This is a genomic window from Acetobacter senegalensis (genome assembly GCF_001580995.1).
GTDB lineage: Bacteria > Pseudomonadota > Alphaproteobacteria > Acetobacterales > Acetobacteraceae > Acetobacter > Acetobacter senegalensis.
Genome location: NZ_LHZU01000126.1, coordinates 16642 through 37615 on the forward strand (window position 1 = coordinate 16642; position 20974 = coordinate 37615).

General features: G+C 57.6%; 20 protein-coding genes and 1 riboswitch. Of the genes, 6 read left to right on the forward strand and 14 right to left on the reverse strand.

Features of this window, described 5'->3' with window-relative positions; translation table 11 throughout:
- Positions 1–29: 29 nt before the first annotated feature.
- Complete coding sequence (locus AD948_RS07875; protein WP_058987046.1) at positions 30–689, forward strand: POTRA domain-containing protein; 660 nt, start codon at positions 30–32, stop codon at positions 687–689.
- Between the two features lie 307 nt (positions 690–996).
- Here the strand turns inward: AD948_RS07875 and folE are convergent, their stop codons facing one another.
- From folE to metZ, 3 genes are all read right to left on the reverse strand, one after another.
- On the reverse strand, positions 997–1611 hold the full coding sequence (folE, locus tag AD948_RS07880; protein ID WP_035379600.1) for a GTP cyclohydrolase I FolE: 615 nt from the start codon (positions 1609–1611) through the stop codon (positions 997–999).
- A 41-nt stretch (positions 1612–1652) separates the two neighbouring features.
- Positions 1653–2126 carry a Co2+/Mg2+ efflux protein ApaG gene (gene apaG / locus AD948_RS07885; RefSeq protein ID WP_035379548.1) on the reverse strand — a complete coding sequence of 158 codons (474 nt, stop codon included), beginning with the start codon at positions 2124–2126 and terminating at the stop codon, positions 1653–1655.
- Positions 2127–2301: 175 nt separating this feature from the next.
- Positions 2302–3504, reverse strand: a complete 1203-nt coding sequence (gene metZ, locus AD948_RS07890) for an O-succinylhomoserine sulfhydrylase (RefSeq protein ID WP_039905454.1) — start codon at positions 3502–3504, stop codon at positions 2302–2304.
- Between the two features lie 113 nt (positions 3505–3617).
- A riboswitch (SAM riboswitch) is annotated at positions 3618–3697 on the reverse strand.
- Positions 3698–3863: 166 nt separating this feature from the next.
- On the opposite strand from metZ, the gene AD948_RS07895 reads away from it, so the two are divergent.
- Complete coding sequence (locus AD948_RS07895; RefSeq protein ID WP_061471413.1) at positions 3864–4295, forward strand: nucleotidyltransferase domain-containing protein; 432 nt, start codon at positions 3864–3866, stop codon at positions 4293–4295.
- A gap of 59 nt (positions 4296–4354) precedes the next feature.
- Here AD948_RS07895 and mutT read toward each other — a convergent pair whose 3' ends face one another.
- The 4 genes from mutT to AD948_RS07915 all read right to left on the reverse strand — a co-directional run bounded on the left by mutT (position 4355) and on the right by AD948_RS07915 (position 7964).
- Complete coding sequence (mutT, locus tag AD948_RS07900) at positions 4355–5341, reverse strand: 8-oxo-dGTP diphosphatase MutT (protein ID WP_006559885.1); 987 nt, start codon at positions 5339–5341, stop codon at positions 4355–4357.
- The gene (locus tag AD948_RS07905) at positions 5334–6440 is read right to left on the reverse strand and encodes an aromatic ring-hydroxylating oxygenase subunit alpha (RefSeq protein ID WP_061471414.1); all 1107 of its coding nucleotides are present in this window, start codon (positions 6438–6440) and stop codon (positions 5334–5336) included. The genes mutT and AD948_RS07905 overlap by 8 nt, the downstream gene beginning before the upstream one ends.
- 112 nt (positions 6441–6552) lie before the next feature.
- On the reverse strand, positions 6553–7047 hold the full coding sequence (locus AD948_RS07910) for a DUF2721 domain-containing protein (protein WP_006559280.1): 495 nt from the start codon (positions 7045–7047) through the stop codon (positions 6553–6555).
- A 44-nt stretch (positions 7048–7091) separates the two neighbouring features.
- On the reverse strand, positions 7092–7964 hold the full coding sequence (locus AD948_RS07915) for an ATP-binding protein (RefSeq protein ID WP_061471431.1): 873 nt from the start codon (positions 7962–7964) through the stop codon (positions 7092–7094).
- Positions 7965–8134: 170 nt separating this feature from the next.
- On the opposite strand from AD948_RS07915, the gene yajC reads away from it, so the two are divergent.
- The gene (yajC, locus tag AD948_RS07920; RefSeq protein WP_176364820.1) at positions 8135–8500 is read left to right on the forward strand and encodes a preprotein translocase subunit YajC; all 366 of its coding nucleotides are present in this window, start codon (positions 8135–8137) and stop codon (positions 8498–8500) included.
- 126 nt (positions 8501–8626) lie between these two features.
- On the opposite strand, the gene AD948_RS07925 is transcribed toward yajC, so the two are convergent.
- Positions 8627–10096 (reverse strand): phospholipase D-like domain-containing protein, encoded by a 1470-nt coding sequence (locus tag AD948_RS07925; protein WP_061471415.1) that lies wholly within the window; start codon positions 10094–10096, stop codon positions 8627–8629.
- 359 nt (positions 10097–10455) lie between these two features.
- Positions 10456–12717 carry a primosomal protein N' gene (locus AD948_RS07930; protein WP_061471416.1) on the reverse strand — a complete coding sequence of 754 codons (2262 nt, stop codon included), beginning with the start codon at positions 12715–12717 and terminating at the stop codon, positions 10456–10458.
- Between the two features lie 119 nt (positions 12718–12836).
- Between AD948_RS07930 and AD948_RS07935 the strand changes: the two genes are divergently transcribed.
- The 3 genes from AD948_RS07935 to AD948_RS07945 are packed head-to-tail and all read left to right on the forward strand — an operon-like array spanning position 12837 to position 15787.
- Positions 12837–13868 carry a tyrosine recombinase XerC gene (locus AD948_RS07935; RefSeq protein WP_061471417.1) on the forward strand — a complete coding sequence of 344 codons (1032 nt, stop codon included), beginning with the start codon at positions 12837–12839 and terminating at the stop codon, positions 13866–13868.
- Positions 13865–14827 carry a prolyl aminopeptidase gene (gene pip, locus AD948_RS07940; RefSeq protein WP_045542441.1) on the forward strand — a complete coding sequence of 321 codons (963 nt, stop codon included), beginning with the start codon at positions 13865–13867 and terminating at the stop codon, positions 14825–14827. The genes AD948_RS07935 and pip overlap by 4 nt, the downstream gene beginning before the upstream one ends.
- A 3-nt stretch (positions 14828–14830) precedes the next feature.
- The gene (locus AD948_RS07945; protein WP_211264453.1) at positions 14831–15787 is read left to right on the forward strand and encodes an aspartyl protease family protein; all 957 of its coding nucleotides are present in this window, start codon (positions 14831–14833) and stop codon (positions 15785–15787) included.
- A 90-nt stretch (positions 15788–15877) separates the two neighbouring features.
- Here AD948_RS07945 and AD948_RS07950 read toward each other — a convergent pair whose 3' ends face one another.
- The 5 genes from AD948_RS07950 to AD948_RS07970 form a co-directional block, all read right to left on the reverse strand.
- Positions 15878–16357: a hypothetical protein gene (locus AD948_RS07950; RefSeq protein ID WP_006559271.1), complete on the reverse strand. Its 480-nt coding sequence runs from the start codon at positions 16355–16357 to the stop codon at positions 15878–15880.
- A gap of 203 nt (positions 16358–16560) precedes the next feature.
- A complete protein-coding gene (locus tag AD948_RS07955) occupies positions 16561–17955 on the reverse strand; it encodes an ammonium transporter (RefSeq protein WP_061471418.1) in 1395 nt (464 codons plus the stop codon).
- A gap of 270 nt (positions 17956–18225) precedes the next feature.
- Entirely contained in the window at positions 18226–19638 is a 1413-nt protein-coding gene (locus AD948_RS07960) for an O-fucosyltransferase family protein (RefSeq protein WP_061471419.1), read from the reverse strand.
- A gap of 24 nt (positions 19639–19662) precedes the next feature.
- Positions 19663–20469: a glycosyltransferase family 2 protein gene (locus AD948_RS07965; protein ID WP_061471420.1), complete on the reverse strand. Its 807-nt coding sequence runs from the start codon at positions 20467–20469 to the stop codon at positions 19663–19665.
- A gap of 147 nt (positions 20470–20616) precedes the next feature.
- On the reverse strand, positions 20617–20955 hold the full coding sequence (locus tag AD948_RS07970) for a P-II family nitrogen regulator (protein ID WP_006560253.1): 339 nt from the start codon (positions 20953–20955) through the stop codon (positions 20617–20619).
- Positions 20956–20974: the final 19 nt, after the last annotated feature.

Genomic DNA, 20974 nt, shown 5'->3' on the forward strand with positions numbered 1-20974 from the left:
GTATTTTCAACAGGATGGAGCCAGTTTTGATGCGTAACGCCGTACCTTGTGCCGTAATTGGGCTCTCTCTTCTGGGGGCAGCCATTCCGGCATGGGCGCAAACGCCAACTTCCATCCCGCCGTCTGATGCACCATCCCAGACGCCACAGAGCAAGGAAACGACGGCACTCCCGCCCGTCAACAAGCCTTTGGTTCTGAAACAGCTCACCATTGCCGGTAACCAGCGTATTCCCTCAAACCGTCTGATGGCGGCAGTGCCCTTTCATGTTGGAGACACCATTTCCCAATCCCGCATTACCGAGGGATTGCAGGATGTGATGAAAGTCTACCAGCAGGAAAACGTGGGCGGGAAATTCCACCAGAACCTCAAGATCAACGGCAAGGACGTGATTGTGGAGTGGACGGTTGAGGAAACGGGCGCTGCTGCTGATCCGGTCCGTCCTCTCAAGCTGGAAAGCGCGGACTTTACCGGCAACCTGCATATTTCCACTGCTAACCTGCGTAAGGCGCTTCACATTCAGCCCGGCGGCATCGTCACACCAGCAGAAGTGCTGAGTGATGAAAAATCCGTGCAGGCCATGTATGTGAAGAAGAACATCGGCGTGACGATTGTGCCGGAAGTGCGCTACCCGCATCATGATGATCGCGTGGCCATTACCTATCACGTGACCGAAAGAGCTCCCGACTGATCAGGAGCGGTAGCTGAGGCAGATATGTCTGCCCGGCCCGGTGTTCATCACGTTTGTCCAAACAGGTTATGGCAGGCGTGAGGAAGGATTTTCCTTCTGACAGGGCATCGGCGTTTCAAGAAAACGCAAACGGGTGCCAAGGCGGCGGCGTCCCTTGGAAAAGAGGAGACGGGCTACTTTGACCGTGGAACTTGTCTTGGAAAAAAGCAGGCGCGGGGCCGATGTGGCCCTTTTGGGGCTTAAAAAGCCCCTGCCTTAAGGAAGAAAAAGCCTGCCAGACAAATCAGGCAGGCCTTTCAGTCGTTTCTCAGTATTCGCAGGCGCTGGGACGATTGAGCATGGCCATCAGTTCGCGCCGCGTGTCAGAGTTGGTGCGGAACACGCCCAGCATGCTGCTGGTAACCATGGACACGCCGGGGCGATGCACGCCGCGCGTGGTCATGCATTCGTGGCTGGATTCAATGATAACCGCAACGCCATGAGGTTCCAGTACATCGTTGATGGTGTTGGCAATCTGGGCGGTCAGCCGTTCCTGAATTTGCAGGCGGCGGGCGAAGGCATCCACCACACGGGCCAGCTTGGAAATGCCCACAACGCGGCTACGCGGCAGATAGGCTACGTGAGCGCGGCCGATAATGGGGGCCAGATGATGTTCGCAGTGGCTTTCAAACCGGATGTCCCGCAGCAGGACAATCTCGTCATATCCTTCTACTTCTGAAAACGTGCGTTCCAGCAGGGAACGGGGGTCTGTTTCATACCCTTCAAAGAATTCTTCATACGCACGCACCACGCGGGACGGGGTATCATGCAGCCCTTCACGGGTGGGGTCATCCCCGGCCCAGCGCAGCAGGGTGCGAACGGCCTGTTCGGCTTCCGTGCGTGACGGACGGTTATCGTTTTCGGGCAGAGAGTCGCTGCTCATGCCAAGCTCCAGCATATGTCTTATGGAATGAAGGGGTGGGTCTAATGGATCTGCCGGATCTGAAACGGGCTATCCAGACTGAAGGCCGGAATGGCGATTTCAAACCGGCGGCCTGAATTGAGGTCCCGCATGTGGTAAGACCCACGCATGAAACCGCCAGCCGTGGTGAGGGACACACCAGAGGTATAATCAAACCCGTTCTGCGGACGGATGACGGGTTGTTCACCCACCACACCTTCTCCATGCACATATTCTGTGCGGCCGGAGGCATCCGTGATGTGCCAGGTGCGTTCTGTGAGTTGCACAGTGGCGGAGCCTGCATTTTCAATGCGAATGCGATACACCCAGCAATACATGTGCTCATCAGGTTCAGACTGGTCGGGTAGCCAGAACACTTGCACACAGACGCGCACATCCTCGGTTACGGCCTCGTAGGCCGGAACTGAAGAGAAGAGTTCGTTCAAGGCGTCTTCCGGATCATGGGACATGGGCGGTGAAGCCGACCAGTCGGACATGGGTTCTCCTGCTCCTGATGCGTGGAATGGCGTGTTTTGTGCACAAAAAAGAGGAAGGCAGTGCCAAAACAGGCAGCAACTGTGCTTTGCCCCTATCATGAACACGCGCAGCAGGGAAGCCGCCTGTGCCCTTTCTGCCACGGCGCGGCAGAAAGGGAGAGTAAGCTCGGTCTGTTTAGCTGCGGGGCAGGGCCGCTACGCCGCGGGCCAGATCCTCAATCAGGTCTGCACTGTCTTCCAGCCCAACGGAGAAGCGGATGGCGCCATCGGAAATGCCAAGCCGTGCCCGTTCTTCCGGCCCGATCTTCATGTGGGTGGTGGTGGCCGGATGCGTGACCAGAGAACGCGCATCCCCCAGATTGTTGGAAATGGCGATGAGTTGCAGCGCGTTCATGAACGCAAATGCACCTTCCTGCCCGCCAGCCACTTCAAACGCCACCAGGCTGCCGCCGCCAGACATCTGGCGCTGGGCCAGTTCATATTGCGGGTGATCCTTGCGGCCCGGATACCGCACGCTGACAATACCCGGTGCCTGCGCCAGATAATCAGCCACGGCGGCAGCGTTGCGCGTCATGGCATCCACACGCAGGGAGAGTGTTTCAAGCCCCTTGAGCATGACCCACGCATTGAAGGGAGACAGCGCGTTGCCGGTATTGCGGGTGAAGGGCTGAAGTGTTTCGGTAATCCACTCCTTGGGGCCCAGCACGGCACCGCCCAGAACGCGACCTTGCCCATCAATGTGCTTGGTACAGGAATACACAACCACATCAGCCCCCAGTTCCAGCGGCTTCTGGTAAATGGGGGAGGCAAATACGTTGTCCACCACAACCAGCGCGCCTGCCTTGTGGGCCAGATCTGCAATGGCGCGGATGTCCAGCACATCCAGCATGGGGTTGGATGGGCTTTCCAGCAGCACGGCGGCGGTGGGTTTGGAAAGGGCTTCTGCCCATGCGTTCAGGTCTGACCCATCAACAAACACGGTTTCCACGCCGTAACGGGGCAGCAGGTTGGCCACAATCCAGTGGCAGGAGCCAAACAGCGCACGCGAGGCCACAACCCGTTCACCAGCCTTGACGTGAGAGAGCAGAGCGGAGGAAACCGCGCCCATGCCGGTGGAGGTGGCCACACAGGCTTCCGCGCCTTCAAGGTCGGCCAGGCGGCGTTCCAGCGCGGTAACAGTGGGGTTGGCAAAGCGGCTGTACTGATAGTGCTCTACCTCACCCGTAAAGGTTTTGGCGGCCTGCTCGGCATTGTCATACACAAAGCCGGAGGTCAGGAATACGGCTTCACTGGTTTCACCAAATTCCGTGCGTTCCAGGCCTGCGTGCAGCAGGCGGGTTGCGGGGCGCCAGGTGGAAGGGGTCTTGTTTTCACTCATAATGAGGTATCCGGTTCTTTCCTGCTCATGATGGCCTGAAGAGAAGCACGGACAATGAGGTGTTTCCGCTTCAGTCATACTTGCTCATCTGACCGTGGAAACCATGGGACAGGACACGCCTGCCCAAAGCCTCTTTAGCGCGTCTGTTTTACCTCGCCGCAAGCCGGCCGTACAAATCACGAGGGCCCAGCGCGGGAAAATAAAAGCACCAGACAGAAATGGTTATGCGAACTGCTCTGTGTTTCGTCAAGAGTGGAATAGAGCGGCACCTGCGTTGTGCCGAGAGGGAGGCTTGATAAAAACCTTTACAAGCAGCCTCCATAAAAGAGGATGACACGAGCGTTTCAAGGAGAAAGCAGATGGATGCGCCCGCCGTATGTCAGGCTCTGGTCTCATGGGCTTTGACACAGCCCACCGTTCAGGGCGTGGCTCTTGTCGGCTCCTATGCCAGAGGCACGGCACGCGCTGAGTCTGATATGGACATCATGATTTTGACCACCGCGCCGGAAGGTTATCGTGAAAATGGCGCGTGGGTGCGGGATGTTGCATGGCCAGCAGAGATGGGCCTGCCGCAGCAGATACAGGATGAAGATCACGGTGCGGTCTGGTCCCGCAGGGTCTGGTTTGCGGCAAAAGGGGATCAAGTTGAACTGAGCTTCGGTTTGCCCTCATGGGCAGACACAACCCCACTGGATAGGGGCACCTATCGGGTTGTGTCTGACGGCTGCCGCATCCTCTATGATCCGGCAGCCTTGCTGGAAAAACTTCTCCGCGCCGTGCGGCAGAGCTGAGGAGAGAGAAATGTTCTCTCACCCACTCTGCGCCGCCTGATTGGCGGATACGGAAAAAGCTACAGCAGTTCCTGAAGGAGCGGAATAAACGGCAGATCAGCTTCGGGCATCTGATACTGACCAAGATCTTTTGGAGCAACCCACGCCAGCGCCTGTCCCTCACGCGGTGTAGGGGTGCCACTCCATCTGCGGCACAGATAAAGCGGCATCAGCAGATTAAAGGCACGGTAGCTGTGTGAGGCAAAGGTGAAGGGAGCCAGGCAGGCGCGTGAAACGTCCAGCCCCAGTTCCTCTTCCAGTTCACGGATCAGCGCGGCTTCCGGGGTTTCTCCGGCTTCCACTTTTCCACCGGGAAATTCCCACAGCCCGGCCATGCTTTTCCCTTCCGGGCGGCGGGCCAGCAGAATGCGGCCTTCCTTGTCAATCAGCGCCGCAGCGGAAACCAGAACAAGCCGCCGCACTGTGGCAGGCTCCGGGTTCGGGTGGGTGGTGTGATCCATGTCTGCGCGTGTCATTTCAAAAATCTGCACAGGGTAGTCCTTGCCCCGCGCCACAAACATCTGTTTGTCCGTGCCAATGGGCTTGAACCCGACAGTGGCAAGCACGCGGGCGGAGGCCACGTTATCTTCCGCAACAGTGGCGCGCAGGCGGGTGATATCCAGATTGGCAAAGGCCCAGCGCGCCACGCGGCCTGCGGCCTTGGAGGCAACGCCAGCCCCCCAGTAGGGGCGGCCAACCCAGTAACCCAGTACGCCAACGCGCCCCACCTGTGGCAGGGTTTCAATGCGCAGACCCACGCAGCCCAGAAAACGGTCCTGCGCGTCCAGAATGGCAAAATGGTAGCCTTCCCGTGCCCGGTGCTGGTCAAGGGTGGAGGCAATCCAGTCATCCGCCAGTTCACGCGGGTAGGGAAAGGGCAGGCGGCTGAGCATGCGCACTACCTCCCAGTCATTGACCAGGCGGTGGAGGGCAGTGGCATCATCTGGCAGAAGGGGGCGCAGCCGGTAGGGCGGCGCCTCAAGCATCAACGAGACGATATCATGCATTTTTGGCGGGTGCGGGTGGAACCCCACATTCTGCCAGCAGGCCCCGCAGGGCGTTGATGACAGGGAAGACCTCCACATTGTGGTCTCCGCCCAGTTCGCGCCATGCGTTCTGTTCCAGTTCCACAATTTCACGGTCTTCGGCAAAAATCCGTTCCGTGAAGGCGACAAGGAACGGCCATGCCAGTTCCAGAACACCCGGCATTTTGGGCCGCTTGACCGAGAGCAGACCAAATGTGCGGTTTGTCAGTTCCTCAGCATCCTGCGGGGTATAGACAATCCACAGATCCATCACCGGGTCTTCATCGCCCGTCTGGATGCGCAGGGTCTGATACGGATATTCCGTGCGGATGGTCATGACATCGCGGTGCTGGAACTTCTCGGAAGAATCCCGCCGCTCGCCAAAAATCAGCGCTTCACCCAAGGGCTGCTTGCCGCTTGTGCGGGCAAAGGAATAACGCGCTTCCACCAGACCGGCTTCGCGTTTCTGGCCCAGAAAGCGCGGGCGCATCTGGCCCATCTGCTTCATGTGCATGAACTGGTGGTTCATATCCATCAGGTTTTCATGCATGAAACTGTAGTGGCATTTCACTTCCCGCCCGAAGGAGCGGGTCTTGTAGCCAGCATCTCCCACACGGGCCAGACGCGGAGCGAGCGAAACCGTGTCTGCTTTTTCCGGATCACCGGGGAAGATGAAGATCAGGCCGTCCTGTTCCCGGCAGGGGAAGGTACGCACGCCGTTGGGCAGTTTGCCCTTGCCCAGATAAGGCACATCAATGCAGCGGCCTGAACGGCCATAGGCCCAGCCATGGTAACAGCATTGCACGGACTGTCCGTTTACTTTGCCTTTGCTGAGGGGTACCTGACGATGAGCGCAACGATCTTCAAGTGCGAAAATCGGCCCTTCATCCGGGCGGACCAGAGCAATAGGCGTGCCCGCATACCGTGTGCCGATGGTCTTGCCAGGCTTCAGTTCCTTCGACCACGCAACAGGATACCAGAAATCCGGATTGGACCGGATGCGCCGAAGGTCCGTTTTAAGGGGATCCGCGCCGTGCGTTTCGGTTTGGGCTGGGGTATCGGTCTGAACGGTGTGGTCCATCTCGCCTCAATCAAATGAATACCAGGGCTGCGTCACTCTGATGCTGCCGTATCGCGACGCATGCAACCTCATATCACACAAAGAGGCAAGGCGTGGAAGCAATAGCGCGTCGTTACGCTGTTTTTGGCGTGGGCCGGGGCAGCGGGCCTTCACGCTTCAGGCCGTGCCAGGAAATCAGGCTGTCTCCCAGAAACAGGCCCAGCGCGCCCACCGTACAGGCCAGCGCCGCGCCGAACAGGAACACCAGCCAGTTGGCCACAGAAGAGTCCCGCACGCTGCCCATGAACAGGACAAACGCCGCCCCGCAGGAGGCTGCTCCGCCAAGGCCACCGGCCAGAATGGCGGCATCCAGCATCAGGGTGCGGCGGTGCAGGCGCACCAGATGCCGCTCAAGGATCCTGTTGCGGACCATGTCATCATTATCATCCGTCAGCAGGGCGTTGGCCTGTTCTATGTGGTCTGACACGCGCGCCAGCCGCGTATTGAACAGGTTCAGCAACGTTCCGATGCCCGACAGCATGAACACAGGTGTCAGGGCAATCTGGATAATGTGGGCTACGCTATCAACAGGTTCAGCAGCAATACCTCCAAAAACGGGGAGGGCCATAAAGCAGGTTCCTTGGTACTATGGGCAGGCAGTATGAGAAGGAGCTAGCGGCCTTCCGCCAGTTGGGCGGTCAGATCCTCAATGAACTGAAACGCCACCCGGCCGGAGCGCCCACCGCGGGTAATGGCCCACGTATTGGCCTGAGCCGCAAGATCCTCATCACTGATGGGAAGGGCGCGTTCTCTCGCATAGGTGCGCACCATGTCAAGGAACACATCCTGCGGGCAAGCGTGAAAGCCGAGCCACAACCCGAACCTGTCAGAGAGAGACACCTTCTCTTCCGTGGCTTCTGAAGGGTTGATGGCAGTTGCGCGTTCATTCTCGATCATGTCACGCGGCATCAGGTGGCGGCGGTTGGAGGTAGCGTAGAACAGGACATTCTCCGGGCGGCCCGCAATGCCACCATCCAGCACGGATTTCAGGGCTTTGTAGTCACGGTCTTCCTTTTCAAAGGACAGATCATCACAGAACAGGATAAACCGGCGGGGGCTTTCACGCAGCATGGCCAGAAGCTCCGGCAGGGTGGCCAGATCTTCCCGCTGAATTTCAATCAGCGCCACGCGGCCCTTGCCGGGTTCGCACGGTTTGCCGTCCACACTGTTGACCAGTGCATGTGCGCCCTTGACCAGTGAGGATTTGCCCATCCCGCGAGCCCCCCACAGCATAGCGTTATTGGCGGGCAGACCGCGCGCAAAGTGCTCGGTATTGTCCAGCAGCGTCTGGCGTTGGGAGTCCACGCCCTGCAGCAGAGTGACGGGCACATGCGCCACATGGGCCACTGGCAGCAGCTTTCCCCCTTCCGGATGCCACACAAACGCATCGGCCTTGTCCACGCCCTCAAGGCTGGGGGGCGGGGGGGAGAGGCGTTCAAGCGCTGAGGCAATACGTTCCAGAACAGAAAGCTGGGGTGTGGTCATATCCATCAGTCTGGGGTCCTTACAGCTTACAACGGGGTCTTTGGCCGGAAACCTAAGCCAACATGAGCGTTGAAGAAAGCGCCATTCCGCACACAGACGCTTGACGCGCGAGCAGCGAAAATTATGGTCAGCCACTCTGTTGATGCAACCAGCCTTCTGGAAGGCCCGCCATAATGTCTGATTTCTTTATTTCTACAGCTTACGCGCAAACGGCCGGAGGGGGCGGCGGCATGTCCAGCATTATGTCCTTTCTGCCGTTTGTGGCGGTGTTCGCCATCATGTATTTTCTGCTGATTCGCCCGCAGCAGCAGCGGCAGAAGCAACTGCGGAATGAGCTGAAAACCCTGCGCCGTGGTGACCGTATTGTTACAGCCGGTGGCGTAGTGGGCGTTGTGCAGAAAAGCCGTGAAGACGCTGCCGAGGTGGAAGTTGAAATTGCGCCTAACGTGCGCGTCATGGTGCTGCGGGACACCATTACCACGGTCCTGACCAGCACGGCCAAGCCGGCCAATGATGCCGCGCAGCCTAAAAAATAAGCCCAAGGCCTCATAGCCTCGGTATGAAAAAAGCGGGCATGGTCCCGCTTTTTTTTGTCTGGCTTTACCCCTTTGTTCCCCTTGGGGCTGCCAGAGTGCGACACCGGCGAGCGTGCCGCCGGGGAATCAGCCGCGCGGGCGGCACTTCCTCCGCAGGGCGGCCCATCCTTTGAACAGGCTATTTCGGCCCGGCATCTCAAAAATCTCGTCCGGCCCATGTGGGTCCAGAATTTCATTGTCAGCCAGCCATTCTTCAATGCCTGACAGAGCGGGCACGCGGTAAGGGGTCAGCGTGCGGCCGGGGGAGCGCAGGTGCTCAATGGTTTCAATCAGGGAGCCTGTCTGCTCCAGCAGGTCTGCCACTTGAGCAGGGGTGACGCCCAGATGTTCGGCCAGCAGATCATTCCGCAGTGCTGCAATTTTTGGGCCAGATGATGCGTTGCCCCCTTCATCCGTGCAGAGAAGGACATCGCATTCGGTATCCAGCCGCAGGGAACGGTTGTTGAAATTTGAGGAACCAACCCGCAGGATATCGCTATCAACCACTGTTACCTTGGCATGAACGTATATGGGCGCGCCTCCCTCCGTTACCGGATGGTAGAGGCGGAAGCGGCCATGCGTGTCCAGCCGTTGCAACGCCTCAACCAGTCTGGCGCGGGCGGTATCCATGGCCACAGGCTCCAGCCAACCCTCGGCTGAAAGCGGATTGATGACGACTATTTCCGGCCCATCTTTTTCCGTCAGGCGTTTTGCAATGGCGTGCGCCACCTTTCGGGACGCAAAATACTGGCTCTCAGCATAAATGAATCGCTGCGCACGGGCGATAAGGCTCAGATAGGCCCCTTCAATTTCATGGCAAGGGGCTGTGTCTTCCATTTTGGGAATGGTGCGGGCTATGCCCAGCCGTACGGCCTCAAAGGCGGGGGTAAACCCCTCGGGCCAGCATGTGTGTCGGCTGGCGGGCAGGGGCAGACAGTCGCCTGTTACGGTCTTCCAGCGGTCACGGGCCAGATCTCCAATGGCGCGGGCTGCTTTTCCATCAAACATGCTGGTGGCGTCGTGCCAGGGTTTCAGCGCTGCGCCATCCGGGCTTTTGCGTCGGGGGTCATGGTCCCGATGTGCGCGGGTATCCCATCGCCCTACGGTCATGTCTATTCCGCCACAGAATGCAAGCTGGTCATCAATGGCGACAATTTTGTGATGCTGCGAGCCCGAGAACGGGTGTTTTCCATCCAGCCGCAAGGTAATACGGGGGTGCATGGCCCAGCGGGCAAGGGTGCGCAGTGAGCGCCAGCATAGCAGGGACTTGAGTGCCCCCGTATCCCAACGGAGCAACCGGATTTGCAGCGTGGGTGTTCTTTCTGCAAGCCAGAGAATGAACTCACCCAGCGTGGCGGGCTCTCCTTTTTCGGGCTCGCCAAATTTTATGCGCGGGTCAAAGTCCCAGCCCAGCAGCAGAATACTGTGCCGGGCCTCCAGCATGGCGCGACGGGCTGCCACAAAATAATCAGCAGCATCAATAATAACGGAAAAACGGTCGGCATCTTCAACACGCCAGCATGTTTTTCCGGGCTGCAAAAGCTGCCTGTCCATCATATGCCGGTGGTGTCCTGCCGTTAGGGGTGTGCCTGTTCAGGGCCGTGAGACGCGTGGTGGTTTATGCGGTATGGCTTGTAAGCTGTTTTCCCAGCGCTGGTCCAGCCATCGGGCTGCTGGCTTTTCAAACAGGCTCGCGGCTCTATTGAAGAGAAAATTATGTTTATAAAATGACTGATCGTGCGGCATTCAAAATAGTGGACACGTTCTTTCTTTCACAAAACAGCGTCTGACTGTTTTGGTGTGGACCCACATTTCTGACAATAAACACAGGCTGTTCAGGAAGAAAGGGAGAGCACGTGCGTATTATTGCAGTAATAGTGTAATAGGTTTCTGGTTATTTCGGCTTTCCTGGCTCATTACAGGAAGGAGACCGGGTCAATATCCACGTCCACACGCACGCCTTTGCCGGGTTTGACCATGCTCAGCCAGCGGCGGAGGATGGGCTGCACCGCAATGCTGCGGACAGTGCGCAGCAGAATACGGCGGCGGTGGCGGTTGCGTAGAACGGCAATGGGGGCAGGGGCGGGGCCAAGCACTTGTATGCCCTCTCCATACGGCGCTTTGCGGCCAAGTTCGGCGGCCGTTGCATCGGCTTCCCTGGCGTCTTCCGCGCTGATGATCAGGGCCGCCAGCCGACCATAAGGCGGCCAGAAGCCGGGGCGGCGTTGTGCGGCTTCCTGCGCCATGAAGGCATCAAAATCCCCAGACAGAAGCGCCTGCATGACCGGGTGTTCCGGCGTGTAACTTTGCAACAGCACGCGCCCCGGTGTGCTGGCGCGGCCTGCTCGGCCTGCCACCTGATGCAGAAGCTGGATGGTGCGCTCGCCAGCGCGTAAATCTCCGCCGCCAAGGCCAAGATCAGCATCTACAATGCCAACCAGAGTTAGATGTGGAAAATGCCAGCCCTTGGCGACAATCTGCGTGCCGATAACAAGATCAACCTCCCGACGAGAGATCTTGGCGACAGCTTCCGCCGTAGCGGCAGGGCCACCGAGCGTATCGCTCGCCATCACCAGAATACGGGCATCGGGAAACAGGTTTCTGGCTTCTTCCGTAATGCGTTCAATGCCGGGGCCAATGGCGGTCAGACTGTTCTCCGCCCCACAGGTGGGGCAGGTGGGGGGCATGGGCTCGGTGTGATCGCAATAATGGCAGGAGAGCAGCTTCTTGGCCCGGTGTTCCACCAGCCATGCGGTGCAATGGGGGCATTCCATACGGTGCCCGCAGGCCCGGCAGAGAGTGAGTGGCGCATACCCCCGGCGATTGAGGAACAGCATGGCCTGTTCCTGCCGCTCAAAGGTGGCGGTCATTTCTTCTGTCAGGGCGGGGGAGAGAAACAGCCCGCGTGGTGGCGGGTGGTCCCGCATGTCCAGAATCCGGGTTTCCGGCAGCGATGCTCCCCCATGGCGTGAGGGCAGAACAAGGTGGCGGTACCGGCCAGCTTCCACATTGGCCAGCGTTTCAAGGCTAGGGGTGGCAGATACCAACATGATGGGAAAACCGGAAAGCCGCGCGCGCACCACGGCCATGTCCCGCGCGTTGTAAATCACCCCTTCTTCCTGTTTGAAGAGGGATTCGTGTTCTTCATCCACAATAATCAGGCCGAGTTTTTCAAACGGCAGAAAGAGGGCGGAGCGTGCGCCCACCACCACCGTGGCGCTGCCGTCCGCTGCTGCGTGCCATGTCAGGCGCCGGGCCCGCTGGCCAATTTCAGAATGCCAGATGGCGGGCTGGGTGCCAAAACGGCGGGTAAAGCGCTGCATCCATTGGGCGGAAAGCGCAATTTCAGGCAGAAGCACCAGTGCCTGTTTGCCCTGTTCAAGGCAGGCGGCAATGGCTTCCAGATAGATTTCCGTCTTGCCTGAACCCGTTACCCCTTCCAGCAATGTGACGGAGAAGCCGCCTTCCTGCACGGTCTGGCGCAGGGCGGCGGTTGCGGTTGCCTGCTCCCCTTCCAGCACGGGTGGTTTGTGGTGCGGGTCCGGCGCCTCAAACGGGCGTTCCGGGCCAAGTTTGACGGCTTTCAGGGCTCCGGCATCGGCCAACCCCTTCACCACGCCCGGCCCCACGGCGGCGGCATTTGCAATATCCGTGGTGGTGCGGGCTGTGCCGTCCTGCAGCAGGGTCAGCACTTTTTGCCGGGCGGGGGTTATGCGCAGAGTTTCTGGCAAAGGGGAGGCGGCCAGCCAGCCAGTGCTTGGGGTGGGTACGCCCCGCATATGCAGCCGCAAGGTCATGGCCAGCACCATGCCGGGGGGGGAGAGCGTATAGGCCGCTACCCAGTCAATAAAATGCCGGAGTTCAGCAGAAAGAGGTGGCAGGTCCAGCAGTTCAGCCACCGGGCGCAGGCGGGCCGCTTCTACCGTGCGTTGTGGCGGGGGGGCAAAATCCGCAGGCAGGGCGGGGGCTGATTCCCACACCACGCCTGTCTCACGCCTGCGGCCCAGCGGCACCACCACAATGTCCCCCGGTTTCAGCGCCATCTCGGCCGGGGCGGCGTAATCAAAGGGGCCGGGAAACGGCATGGGCAGCAGAACAGACACCCTTTGCCGCTGCCGCGCCGGGGTGGTCGGGCTGTCCGGCTCAGGCAGAAGGGAGGAGAAGGAAGCTGGCACCATGTGTTCCTGTTTAAGCGGCTGTGCGGCCAAAGAACAGTGCTTGCGTGATAAGAAAAACTCTGACCAAGTAAGGCGTTGTTTCAGGTGCGGCCAGACCGTTCAGAGGTGTAGGAGGAAGCATGACTGCGGAAGAGGCCGTCCAGACTTTTCTGGCGTGGATGACCACGGAAAGGCGCGCTTCACCGCTGACTGTTGAAGCCTATCGGGCTGATCTGGCCCGTTTTCTGGGGTTCATGGCCGAACATCTGAACGGCCTGCCTGATATGGCGGGGCTGGCCAAAATAAGCCTGCGGGATATGCGGGCCTGGCTTGCGCATGAACAGGCAAAGGCCGCCAGTGCCACGGTGCGCAAGAGCACACCAGACCGCGCGGCGCGCACACGCTCGCGCCGGGTTTCGGCTGTGCGGTCTTTCTTCCGCTATCTGGCGCGGCGGCACGGGGTGGAAAACCCGGCAGTTGGTTTGCTGGCCACGCCGCGCACCAAAAAGCCGTTGCCTCGGCCCCTGAGTGTGCAGGATGCCAAAGCCGTGCCGGAAGATATTGCGGCTCTTGCTCATACGGATATGGCGCAGCAACGGGATGGGGCCCTGTTCCTGCTGTTGTATGGATGTGGGTTGCGTATTTCAGAAGCGCTGAACCTGAATGTAGGTGATCTGGGTGTTATGACATCCAGCGGCGTGTTGCGCATCAAGGGGAAGGGCAACAAGGAGCGGCTGGTGCCTGTGTTGCCGCAGGTGCAGCGGGCGCTGGAGCATTGGCTGAAACATCACCCGTCCCCTCTTGCCGGGGAGCCGCTTTTTCCCGGCGTGCGCGGGGGGCGGCTGCAACCCGGCGTGGCGCAGAAGGCCATGCGGGAATGGCGTGGGCTGGCTGGCCTGCCAGACCATGTTACGCCCCATGCGCTCCGCCATTCCTTCGCCACGCATTTGATGGAAGGCGGGGCGGATCTGCGTGTGATTCAGGAATTGCTCGGCCATGCCAGCCTTTCCACCACGCAACGCTATACATTGGCTGATGAGGCGCGATTGCTGGATGTTTGGAGCCGTGCTCACCCTCGGGCCGGTTCCGGCGTTCAGGGTGAAGCGCGCTCTGTTGCTTCTGCACCGCGCTCCGAACCAATTTTGGAAAAAGAAGGACCCCACACCTCATGACACCCGCCTACCGCGCCCCGTGGCCAGAGATTGATCCCTACAAACATGGCTATCTGGATACAGGTGAGGGCCACCAGATTTACTGGGAGGAATGTGGCAACCCGGATGGCGTTCCGGTGGTTTTCCTGCATGGGGGGCCGGGTGGCGGCTGCAATGCGGCTCAACGGCGGCTGTTTGATCCTTCCCTGTATCGCATTGTGTTGTTTGACCAGCGCGGCTGTGGGCGGTCCCGCCCGCATGCGTGTTTGGAGAACAACACCACGTGGCATCTGGTGGCGGATATTGAACGCTTGCGTGAACAGTGTGGCGTGGAAAAATGGGCTGTTTTTGGCGGCTCGTGGGGGTCCACTCTGGCGCTGGCCTACGCACAGACGCATCCCGACCGTGTTCAGGCCCTGATGTTGCGTGGCATTTTCACGCTGCGCCGGGCTGAGCTGCTCTGGTATTATCAGGAAGGTGCATCCTGGATTTTTCCAGACAAATGGGCAGACTTTCTCGCCCCAATACCGGAAGCCGAGCGCGGTGATCTGATGGCGGCTTATCGCAAACGTCTGACATCGGGCGATGTGGCGGAACAGCACAAGGCTGCCGTAGCGTGGAGCCTTTGGGAAGGCCGGACTCTCACCCTTCTTCCTGCCCCAGCGATTGAACAGCAGCACGAAGAGGCCGATTACGCTTTGGCGTTCTCGCGCATTGAAAACCATTATTTCGTGCATGGCGGTTGGCTGGAAGAAGGCCAGTTGATCCGGAATGTGGAGCGTATTCGGCATATCCCCACCGTGATTGTGCAGGGCCGGTATGATATGGCTACCCCGGTCCGCACGGCATGGGATCTGCATGAAGCATGGCCAGAAGCGGAGTTTCATCTGATTGATGCCGCAGGCCACGCCTTGTTTGAACCCGGTATCCTGACGGCGTTGTTGAATGCCACGGACCGCTTTGCGCGGGAACTGGCCTGAGCCATGACGCACGCACGCTCCTTTCCCCGCCATCTGGCTTTTGCATCTTCCATGGCGTTGATGGCTGTGGTGAGTGCTTTTGCGCCGCAGCCAGCCAGCGGGGCAGAAGGGGCGTGCAAGCATGAGCGCGTGGCGCGTCTGCCCTTGCGGAATGATGCCGGTTTTCTGAATGCGCCGGTGGAGATCAACGGCCATCCCGCAAGCATGATTGTGGATACCGGGTCTGAGGGAAGTCTGATTTCGCCTGAAGGGGCGGACCAGTTCGGTCTTTCGCTTGATCCTTCCGTGCATACGGTGGTGCGCGGTACCGGGGGGCTAGGCCGTCTGGTGCCAAACGTGATTGTGCAGAGCTTCAAAATGGGCGGTCTGGAGACGGGGCCGCTGTCCATCCCTGTTGGATATCTACCCGGAAAGCCACAGACCCAGCCCCCAATAGAAGGGTTGGTGGGGGGAGATCTGCTCTCCCGCTATGATGTGGAATTTGATGTGGCCGGTGGTTGGCTGACGTTCTGGGATACCAGCAAAACATCAGCTGTGTGTGCCGGGCCGCAGGATTGGCATGTGATCTACCGCGCCTTGCCCATGCAGTTTGATGGACGGCGCGTGACCATTCAGGTGGAACTGGATGGAAAGCCGTTGAAAGCGTTGGTGGATAGCGGCGCGCGTTCGCGCATTGTCTCAGAGGCCGTTGTGGCCCGTCTGGGGGTGACGTCCACCATGCTGGAGGCTGATCCCGGTGGAATTACCAGCGGTGTGGATGGGCACCGGCAGGTGTATCACTGGCACAAATTTCGGTCATTGAAATACGGGCTTGAAGAAGAAAAAGCCCCGGTTCTGACCGTGGCCCCCATTCAGGATTCCGTGGATATGCTGCTTGGATCAGACTGGTTTGCTGCGCACAAAGTCTGGATTTCTTACCGGACCGGCAAGCTGTACGTCATGCCGTCTCTCAAACGGTAAGGCGGAGCGTTCCGCTTTTCTCGAAGCACGGGCGAAGGGTTGTAAGAGGAAAAGGCCGGAACACCCGTGGGGATGCTCCGGCAAGGCAGCTTAGCCGCCCTTGAGACGGGTGTTGCACTGGCTGTAGTAGCCGCCACCCTTCTGAATCCACTTCAGTGAGCCGTTGCCACCGCTCGTCTTGTTAGCCTTGTACTGATCCAGGCAGGTTTTCATCCGGCCTTTGCCCGCGCTCAGACTGGCGTATTGTGACGCAATGGCGGAAGGGAAGATCACGCCGGCTGAGCTGACAGGGGTTGTGGCAGGCTTGGCAGCTTCCGTGGGGGTGGTGCCGGTGGTGGCAGCAGGAGCCGCCGGGCTGGTGGCGGGAGTCTCGGCCGTGGTTGCTGGTGCATCACACGTAGCAGCCTTGAATTCCTTGTAGCTCTTGCCATTCAGGGTACCAGCGGTCCGCGCTGCGGCAAAATTCTGGTGGCACTCTTTGGCAGTCAGAGCGTGAGCGGCAGGTGCGGAAAGCGCGGTAGCGCAGCTCAAGGCCAGTGCGGCCAGCGCAATGCGGGCAGAAGATGTCATGCGGACAAAACCTCATCCAAAGCCAGGGTTGGAAAGACACGGCCCTATGCCGTCACGCCCTGTATTGTCCGTAGCATATGACGAAGTTGTGTCTTTGGGAACGACCGTCTTGTTCTGAAAGCAAAATCCGGCCCAGACATGAAAAACCCCTCCCTGCGGCTGGCGCGGGGAGGGGTTCAGAATTGAAAAAGGGCAGGCGGAGGTTAGTTGATCCGTTCCCCATGCAAGGACATGTCCAGCCCTTCCAGTTCCTGATCCGCCGTGACACGCAGACCCATGGTCATGTCAATCAGCTTCAGCAGAATGAAAGAAATGGCGCCACACCACAGGATGGTGACAATCACGGCTTCACTCTGCACCACAAGCTGGTGGACGGAACCCACAATACCCGTGGGGTTGGTGTCTGTTGCGGAGAGCGGGCCGTAGGCGAAAACGCCCGTCAGCAATGCGCCCACAATGCCGCCTACGCCGTGCACGCCAAAGGCGTCCAGACTGTCATCATAGCCCAGCAGGTGTTTGAGGGAGGTCGCGCTCCAGAAGCAGACAACGCCGGTAATCAGGCCGATAATCAACGCGCTGCCGGGCAGCACGAAGCCCGCAGCGGGGGTAATGGCGACAAGCCCCCCCACAGCGCCGGAGATCACACCCAGCACGGTCGGTTTGCCGGTGCGCAGCCATTCGGCCAGCATCCACGCAACACCGGCTCCTGCTGCGGCAATCTGGGTGGTGGCCATGGCCATGCCTGCACGGCCATTTGCACCAACGGCAGACCCCGCATTGAACCCGAACCAGCCAACCCACAGCAGGGAGGCCCCGATAATGGCGTAGGTCAGGTTGAAGGGGGAGAGATCATCTTGCCCGTACCCTTTCCGGCGGCCCAGCACCAGCGCACACACCAGCCCGGCAATACCGGCGTTAATGTGAACCACTGTACCACCTGCAAAATCTGCTGTGCCAAGGCCTGCAAGCCAGCCCACGGGGCTCCATACCCAATGGGCGATGGGTGCATAGACAACCAGAGACCAGATGATGGAGAACACGCACATGGCGCTGAACTTCATGCGTTCCGCATACGCCCCGGAAATCAACGCCGGGGTGATGATGGCAAACGTCATCTGGAACATCATGAAGATGCTCTCGGGAATGGTCATGGTCGTGGCGTTGGGAGAATCCGCCCCTAGGGTGAAGGCGATATCCGACCCATTATGGATGTGAGCACCCAGCCCATTGAGGAACATGCGGGAGAGCCCGCCAATCCATGGCGTGCCAGTGGTGAAGGTAAGGGAATATCCGGCCACCATCCACACAATGGACATGATGCAGCACAGCGCGAAGGACTGCATGAGCGTTGCCAGCACGTTCTTCTTGCGCACCATGCCCGCATAAAACAGCGCCAGACCGGGAATGGTCATCATCAGCACCAGCGCAGTGCTGACCAGCATCCATGCCGTGTCACCCGTATCAATGGCAGGCTCGGCGTCAGCAGCATGGGCAAGCCCGGAGGGAAGAAGCAGAATACCACCCACCAAAGCGGAAATAACTGCCTGCCTGTTCAAACCGCCTGAAACAGGCGAAACCGTAAAGGACCGCGAGGCCATGGAGTCTTGTTCTCCCTGTAGTGCTTGTGCCGAATTAAAGGGCACGGACAGAACGTCGTGATATCATATTTCTTTCTTTTACCGTAGCCTGAACGAAATGATTTTCTCAGGAGCGGATTTTTCTTCCCATAAAAATCAGAAGCGGGAAGGGAGCTGAAATATTTAGAAAAATAGAATTATTTATTTTTGGCTATCATATGGAATAAATTTATAAATTCATTCCATATGAAATATTATCGTTATAGATTGATATCTATTACTGTTTTCTTTTCATGATTTCGTTTTGGGACGGAATAAAAGGTGCAAAGCCGTTAAAGGAGCACCATCTGGCGCACGGCACCATTCTCCATTCTGGGCAAATATAATTTCTGGATGTCCATCGAATCGTCCAGCATAAAGACAATCAGCTGATAGGCTGGCGGCCCCCGTAATGCGGAAGGCAAAACCGCATAAAGGACGTGCTTGCCCACGGGAGCCGCAGAAGGTTCCTGTGCTGTCCCAAGCGCTTTCGTGCTGATGGATATCAAGAGTTCTGTATTCTATGTCTGGGAGCTCTGTGCCGCCTTCGAGACTGAAACCTTCTAGACTTCGGGCAACAGGATATGAAGCATCAATAATGAGATCGCCTGATGGTATACCCTTTACGGAGGAGGTTTCACTCCTAAAGTCACCGAGCGTTGAAACGTGAGCAGTTAAAGCCAAGGGCCATTTCAGATCAGAAGAAAGAATGTCCCTTAACGGAGCCCGTCCGTACAAGGTGTCTATCGCTTGTTGAGGCACCATCATTGCCCCGTTGTCTCGTCGTTTACCTAAAAAGGGGCCGGGAAGGTTATAAATATAATGGGATGTGGGGGCTGTGAGTGTTCGGCATATTTTTTCAAAAGTCACAAAGCAGGAAAATGTTGACCGGCTATTGCCTACAAATGTGGAAAGATGAAGGGCAACTTCAAAATCGAGAATTGATGAGACCAGTTTGGATTTTAGGAGATCAGAAGGCAGAAAATCTGATTTCCAGAATAGCTCTATGCCGAAAGCATCAAGAACATGCTCACGGATAATGTCTTTACTGACAGGCAGGCATCCTTCATCACACAGCACGTAAGCCTTTTTTAGCCCCTTCCCTAAGGTCGCCACTACCTTCTGCATGATGCCTTGAAAATCGGGACAGTAATCTTCGTCTTTTTCAGAAAATGTGGGCAACACATCCGCGGAATACCCTTGCCAATCATTTTCTATACGCATTTGAATGGCGCAATCTATGTTGGCCGCTTCAACTTTGGCCAGAAGCAGTTTTGCGCAGTCAGAGAGTAAAGGGGCCGGAACAAGGTGGCGGATAATCTGGCAGGTTAGGTCAGGGAGTGCCGCCATGCCTGCTCGACCTGTTTCTCCCCATCGGTCTGCGCCTTCCCAGAAGCATTGCCAACCATCCACATTTTCTATCTCTGTCTGGGATTGTTGATTGCTGTAGGGAATACCAAAGGCATCAAAAACTTTCTCTAGTGGCGCGCGCTGGTAAATTTCATCAAAATCGCAGAATTCGTGCGCTCCACCCTGCGGGTGAAAAGAAACAATCTGAGGCAGAACTAAAGGAGTGTTATCTCTTAATGCTTTATGGATAAGGCCAATCAGGGCGATTTTCTGATTGGTCAACCCAGCCGTGATGCCAGGATAGCAGATTGCCATTTTCTTGGGTGCTCCAGAAAGTTTTCAGAGGCAGGGCAAAAACATGTCAGGGATACGGCGTAATTTGCTGTATCCACCTTCCGCCAGAAGTGAGGTTATGGGGAGACTATCAAGGGAGGCATCTTCCTGCTCGTTCACAACAGTTTGGACGAGATGGATCAGATCTTCGTCTCTGCTTCTCTGATGGTGGCCAAAAGCTGCGCCCTGCTCACTCCATTTCATTGATCGTGTGAGATTCAGGCGTGTCAGGCTGCGTTGCAGATCGCAATGTTTAAGGTGAAACAGCCAGAGATCTTCATCAAGAATTGAGGGCTGGTTGCAATTATGAAAGCCAGGGCTCCATTCCGTAGGCACTTTGGTCACCAGAGGTTTGGATTCCCAAGGTGTTATAAAGCCGTACGGGCGTTGAGGGAGTATGTTTGAAGCAAAATTGACCGGAGGCAGCAACATGGCATTGGGCATCACATCCACACCCACTGCGCGCACAACGTTCCCGTGATGCTGTTCGCGCAGATAAGTTACAAGTGAGTTGTAACGGGTTGGGCGTGGTACCAGAAACTCATCACAGTCAGTATAAAGCACGCAGTCAAAATAGGTGAGGAGGGACGCATGAAACTTATTGATGAAACCCACACGCTGTACATCATCAAAATTATCACGAGGGATTTTGATGACATTTCCAGGTATTCTCGCCGTGGAACCATCATTTGATCCATGATCAATAATGTATAAATTCTCGAACCCTAGATTTTTACCGTAATAATCTATCCATATAGGTAAGAATTTGTCTTCATTATATACCATGGTAACAGCAGCAGAACGAAAACCCATAACTCACCCTCAAATAAGCCTTAGGGGGAGAGTAGCATAGTTTTTCGGATGGCCCGAATACCTAAGAACGAGAGAGGGCCGAACTGCTAAACCAAAGCCAAAGAATGTGATGTGAGGTAAAGAGACGCGCTTGGTGGTAATGAAGCTCTATAGAGCATCATCACCCGTCTCACGGGTTCGGATGCGGATGACCCGTTCCAGTTCGCTCACAAAAATCTTGCCATCGCCAATCTTGCCGGTGTGTGCGGCATCCAGCACGGCTTCAATCACCTGATCGACCAGTGTGTCGGATACGGCAATTTCCACTTTGATCTTGGGCAGGAAGCTGATGCGGTATTCTGCGCCGCGATAAATTTCCGTCTGGCCCTTCTGGCGCCCAAAACCTTTGACTTCAGAGACAGTAAGGCCCTGAATACCAAGGGGGGCCAGAGCTTCACGAACATCATCAAGCTTGAAGGGCTTTATAATCGCGGTCACCAGCTTCATCTGGCCTGTGTTCCTTCTG

What these genes read in the sequence shown, in the direction of transcription:
- AD948_RS07875 (WP_058987046.1), top strand. Translation starts at nt 30, where the DNA reads ATGCGTAACGCCGTACCTTGTGCCGTAATTGGGCTCTCTCTTCTGGGG.
- folE (WP_035379600.1), bottom strand. Translation starts at nt 1,611, where the DNA reads ATGAGCAGCGACTCTCTGCCCGAAAACGATAACCGTCCGTCACGCACG.
- apaG (WP_035379548.1), bottom strand. Translation starts at nt 2,126, where the DNA reads ATGTCCGACTGGTCGGCTTCACCGCCCATGTCCCATGATCCGGAAGAC.
- metZ (WP_039905454.1), bottom strand. Translation starts at nt 3,504, where the DNA reads ATGAGTGAAAACAAGACCCCTTCCACCTGGCGCCCCGCAACCCGCCTG.
- AD948_RS07895 (WP_061471413.1), top strand. Translation starts at nt 3,864, where the DNA reads ATGGATGCGCCCGCCGTATGTCAGGCTCTGGTCTCATGGGCTTTGACA.
- mutT (WP_006559885.1), bottom strand. Translation starts at nt 5,341, where the DNA reads ATGCATGATATCGTCTCGTTGATGCTTGAGGCGCCGCCCTACCGGCTG.
- AD948_RS07905 (WP_061471414.1), bottom strand. Translation starts at nt 6,440, where the DNA reads ATGGACCACACCGTTCAGACCGATACCCCAGCCCAAACCGAAACGCAC.
- AD948_RS07910 (WP_006559280.1), bottom strand. Translation starts at nt 7,047, where the DNA reads ATGGCCCTCCCCGTTTTTGGAGGTATTGCTGCTGAACCTGTTGATAGC.
- AD948_RS07915 (WP_061471431.1), bottom strand. Translation starts at nt 7,964, where the DNA reads ATGACCACACCCCAGCTTTCTGTTCTGGAACGTATTGCCTCAGCGCTT.
- AD948_RS07925 (WP_061471415.1), bottom strand. Translation starts at nt 10,096, where the DNA reads ATGATGGACAGGCAGCTTTTGCAGCCCGGAAAAACATGCTGGCGTGTT.
- AD948_RS07930 (WP_061471416.1), bottom strand. Translation starts at nt 12,717, where the DNA reads ATGGTGCCAGCTTCCTTCTCCTCCCTTCTGCCTGAGCCGGACAGCCCG.
- AD948_RS07935 (WP_061471417.1), top strand. Translation starts at nt 12,837, where the DNA reads ATGACTGCGGAAGAGGCCGTCCAGACTTTTCTGGCGTGGATGACCACG.
- pip (WP_045542441.1), top strand. Translation starts at nt 13,865, where the DNA reads ATGACACCCGCCTACCGCGCCCCGTGGCCAGAGATTGATCCCTACAAA.
- AD948_RS07945 (WP_211264453.1), top strand. Translation starts at nt 14,831, where the DNA reads ATGACGCACGCACGCTCCTTTCCCCGCCATCTGGCTTTTGCATCTTCC.
- AD948_RS07950 (WP_006559271.1), bottom strand. Translation starts at nt 16,357, where the DNA reads ATGACATCTTCTGCCCGCATTGCGCTGGCCGCACTGGCCTTGAGCTGC.
- AD948_RS07955 (WP_061471418.1), bottom strand. Translation starts at nt 17,955, where the DNA reads ATGGCCTCGCGGTCCTTTACGGTTTCGCCTGTTTCAGGCGGTTTGAAC.
- AD948_RS07960 (WP_061471419.1), bottom strand. Translation starts at nt 19,638, where the DNA reads ATGGCAATCTGCTATCCTGGCATCACGGCTGGGTTGACCAATCAGAAA.
- AD948_RS07965 (WP_061471420.1), bottom strand. Translation starts at nt 20,469, where the DNA reads ATGGGTTTTCGTTCTGCTGCTGTTACCATGGTATATAATGAAGACAAA.
- AD948_RS07970 (WP_006560253.1), bottom strand. Translation starts at nt 20,955, where the DNA reads ATGAAGCTGGTGACCGCGATTATAAAGCCCTTCAAGCTTGATGATGTT.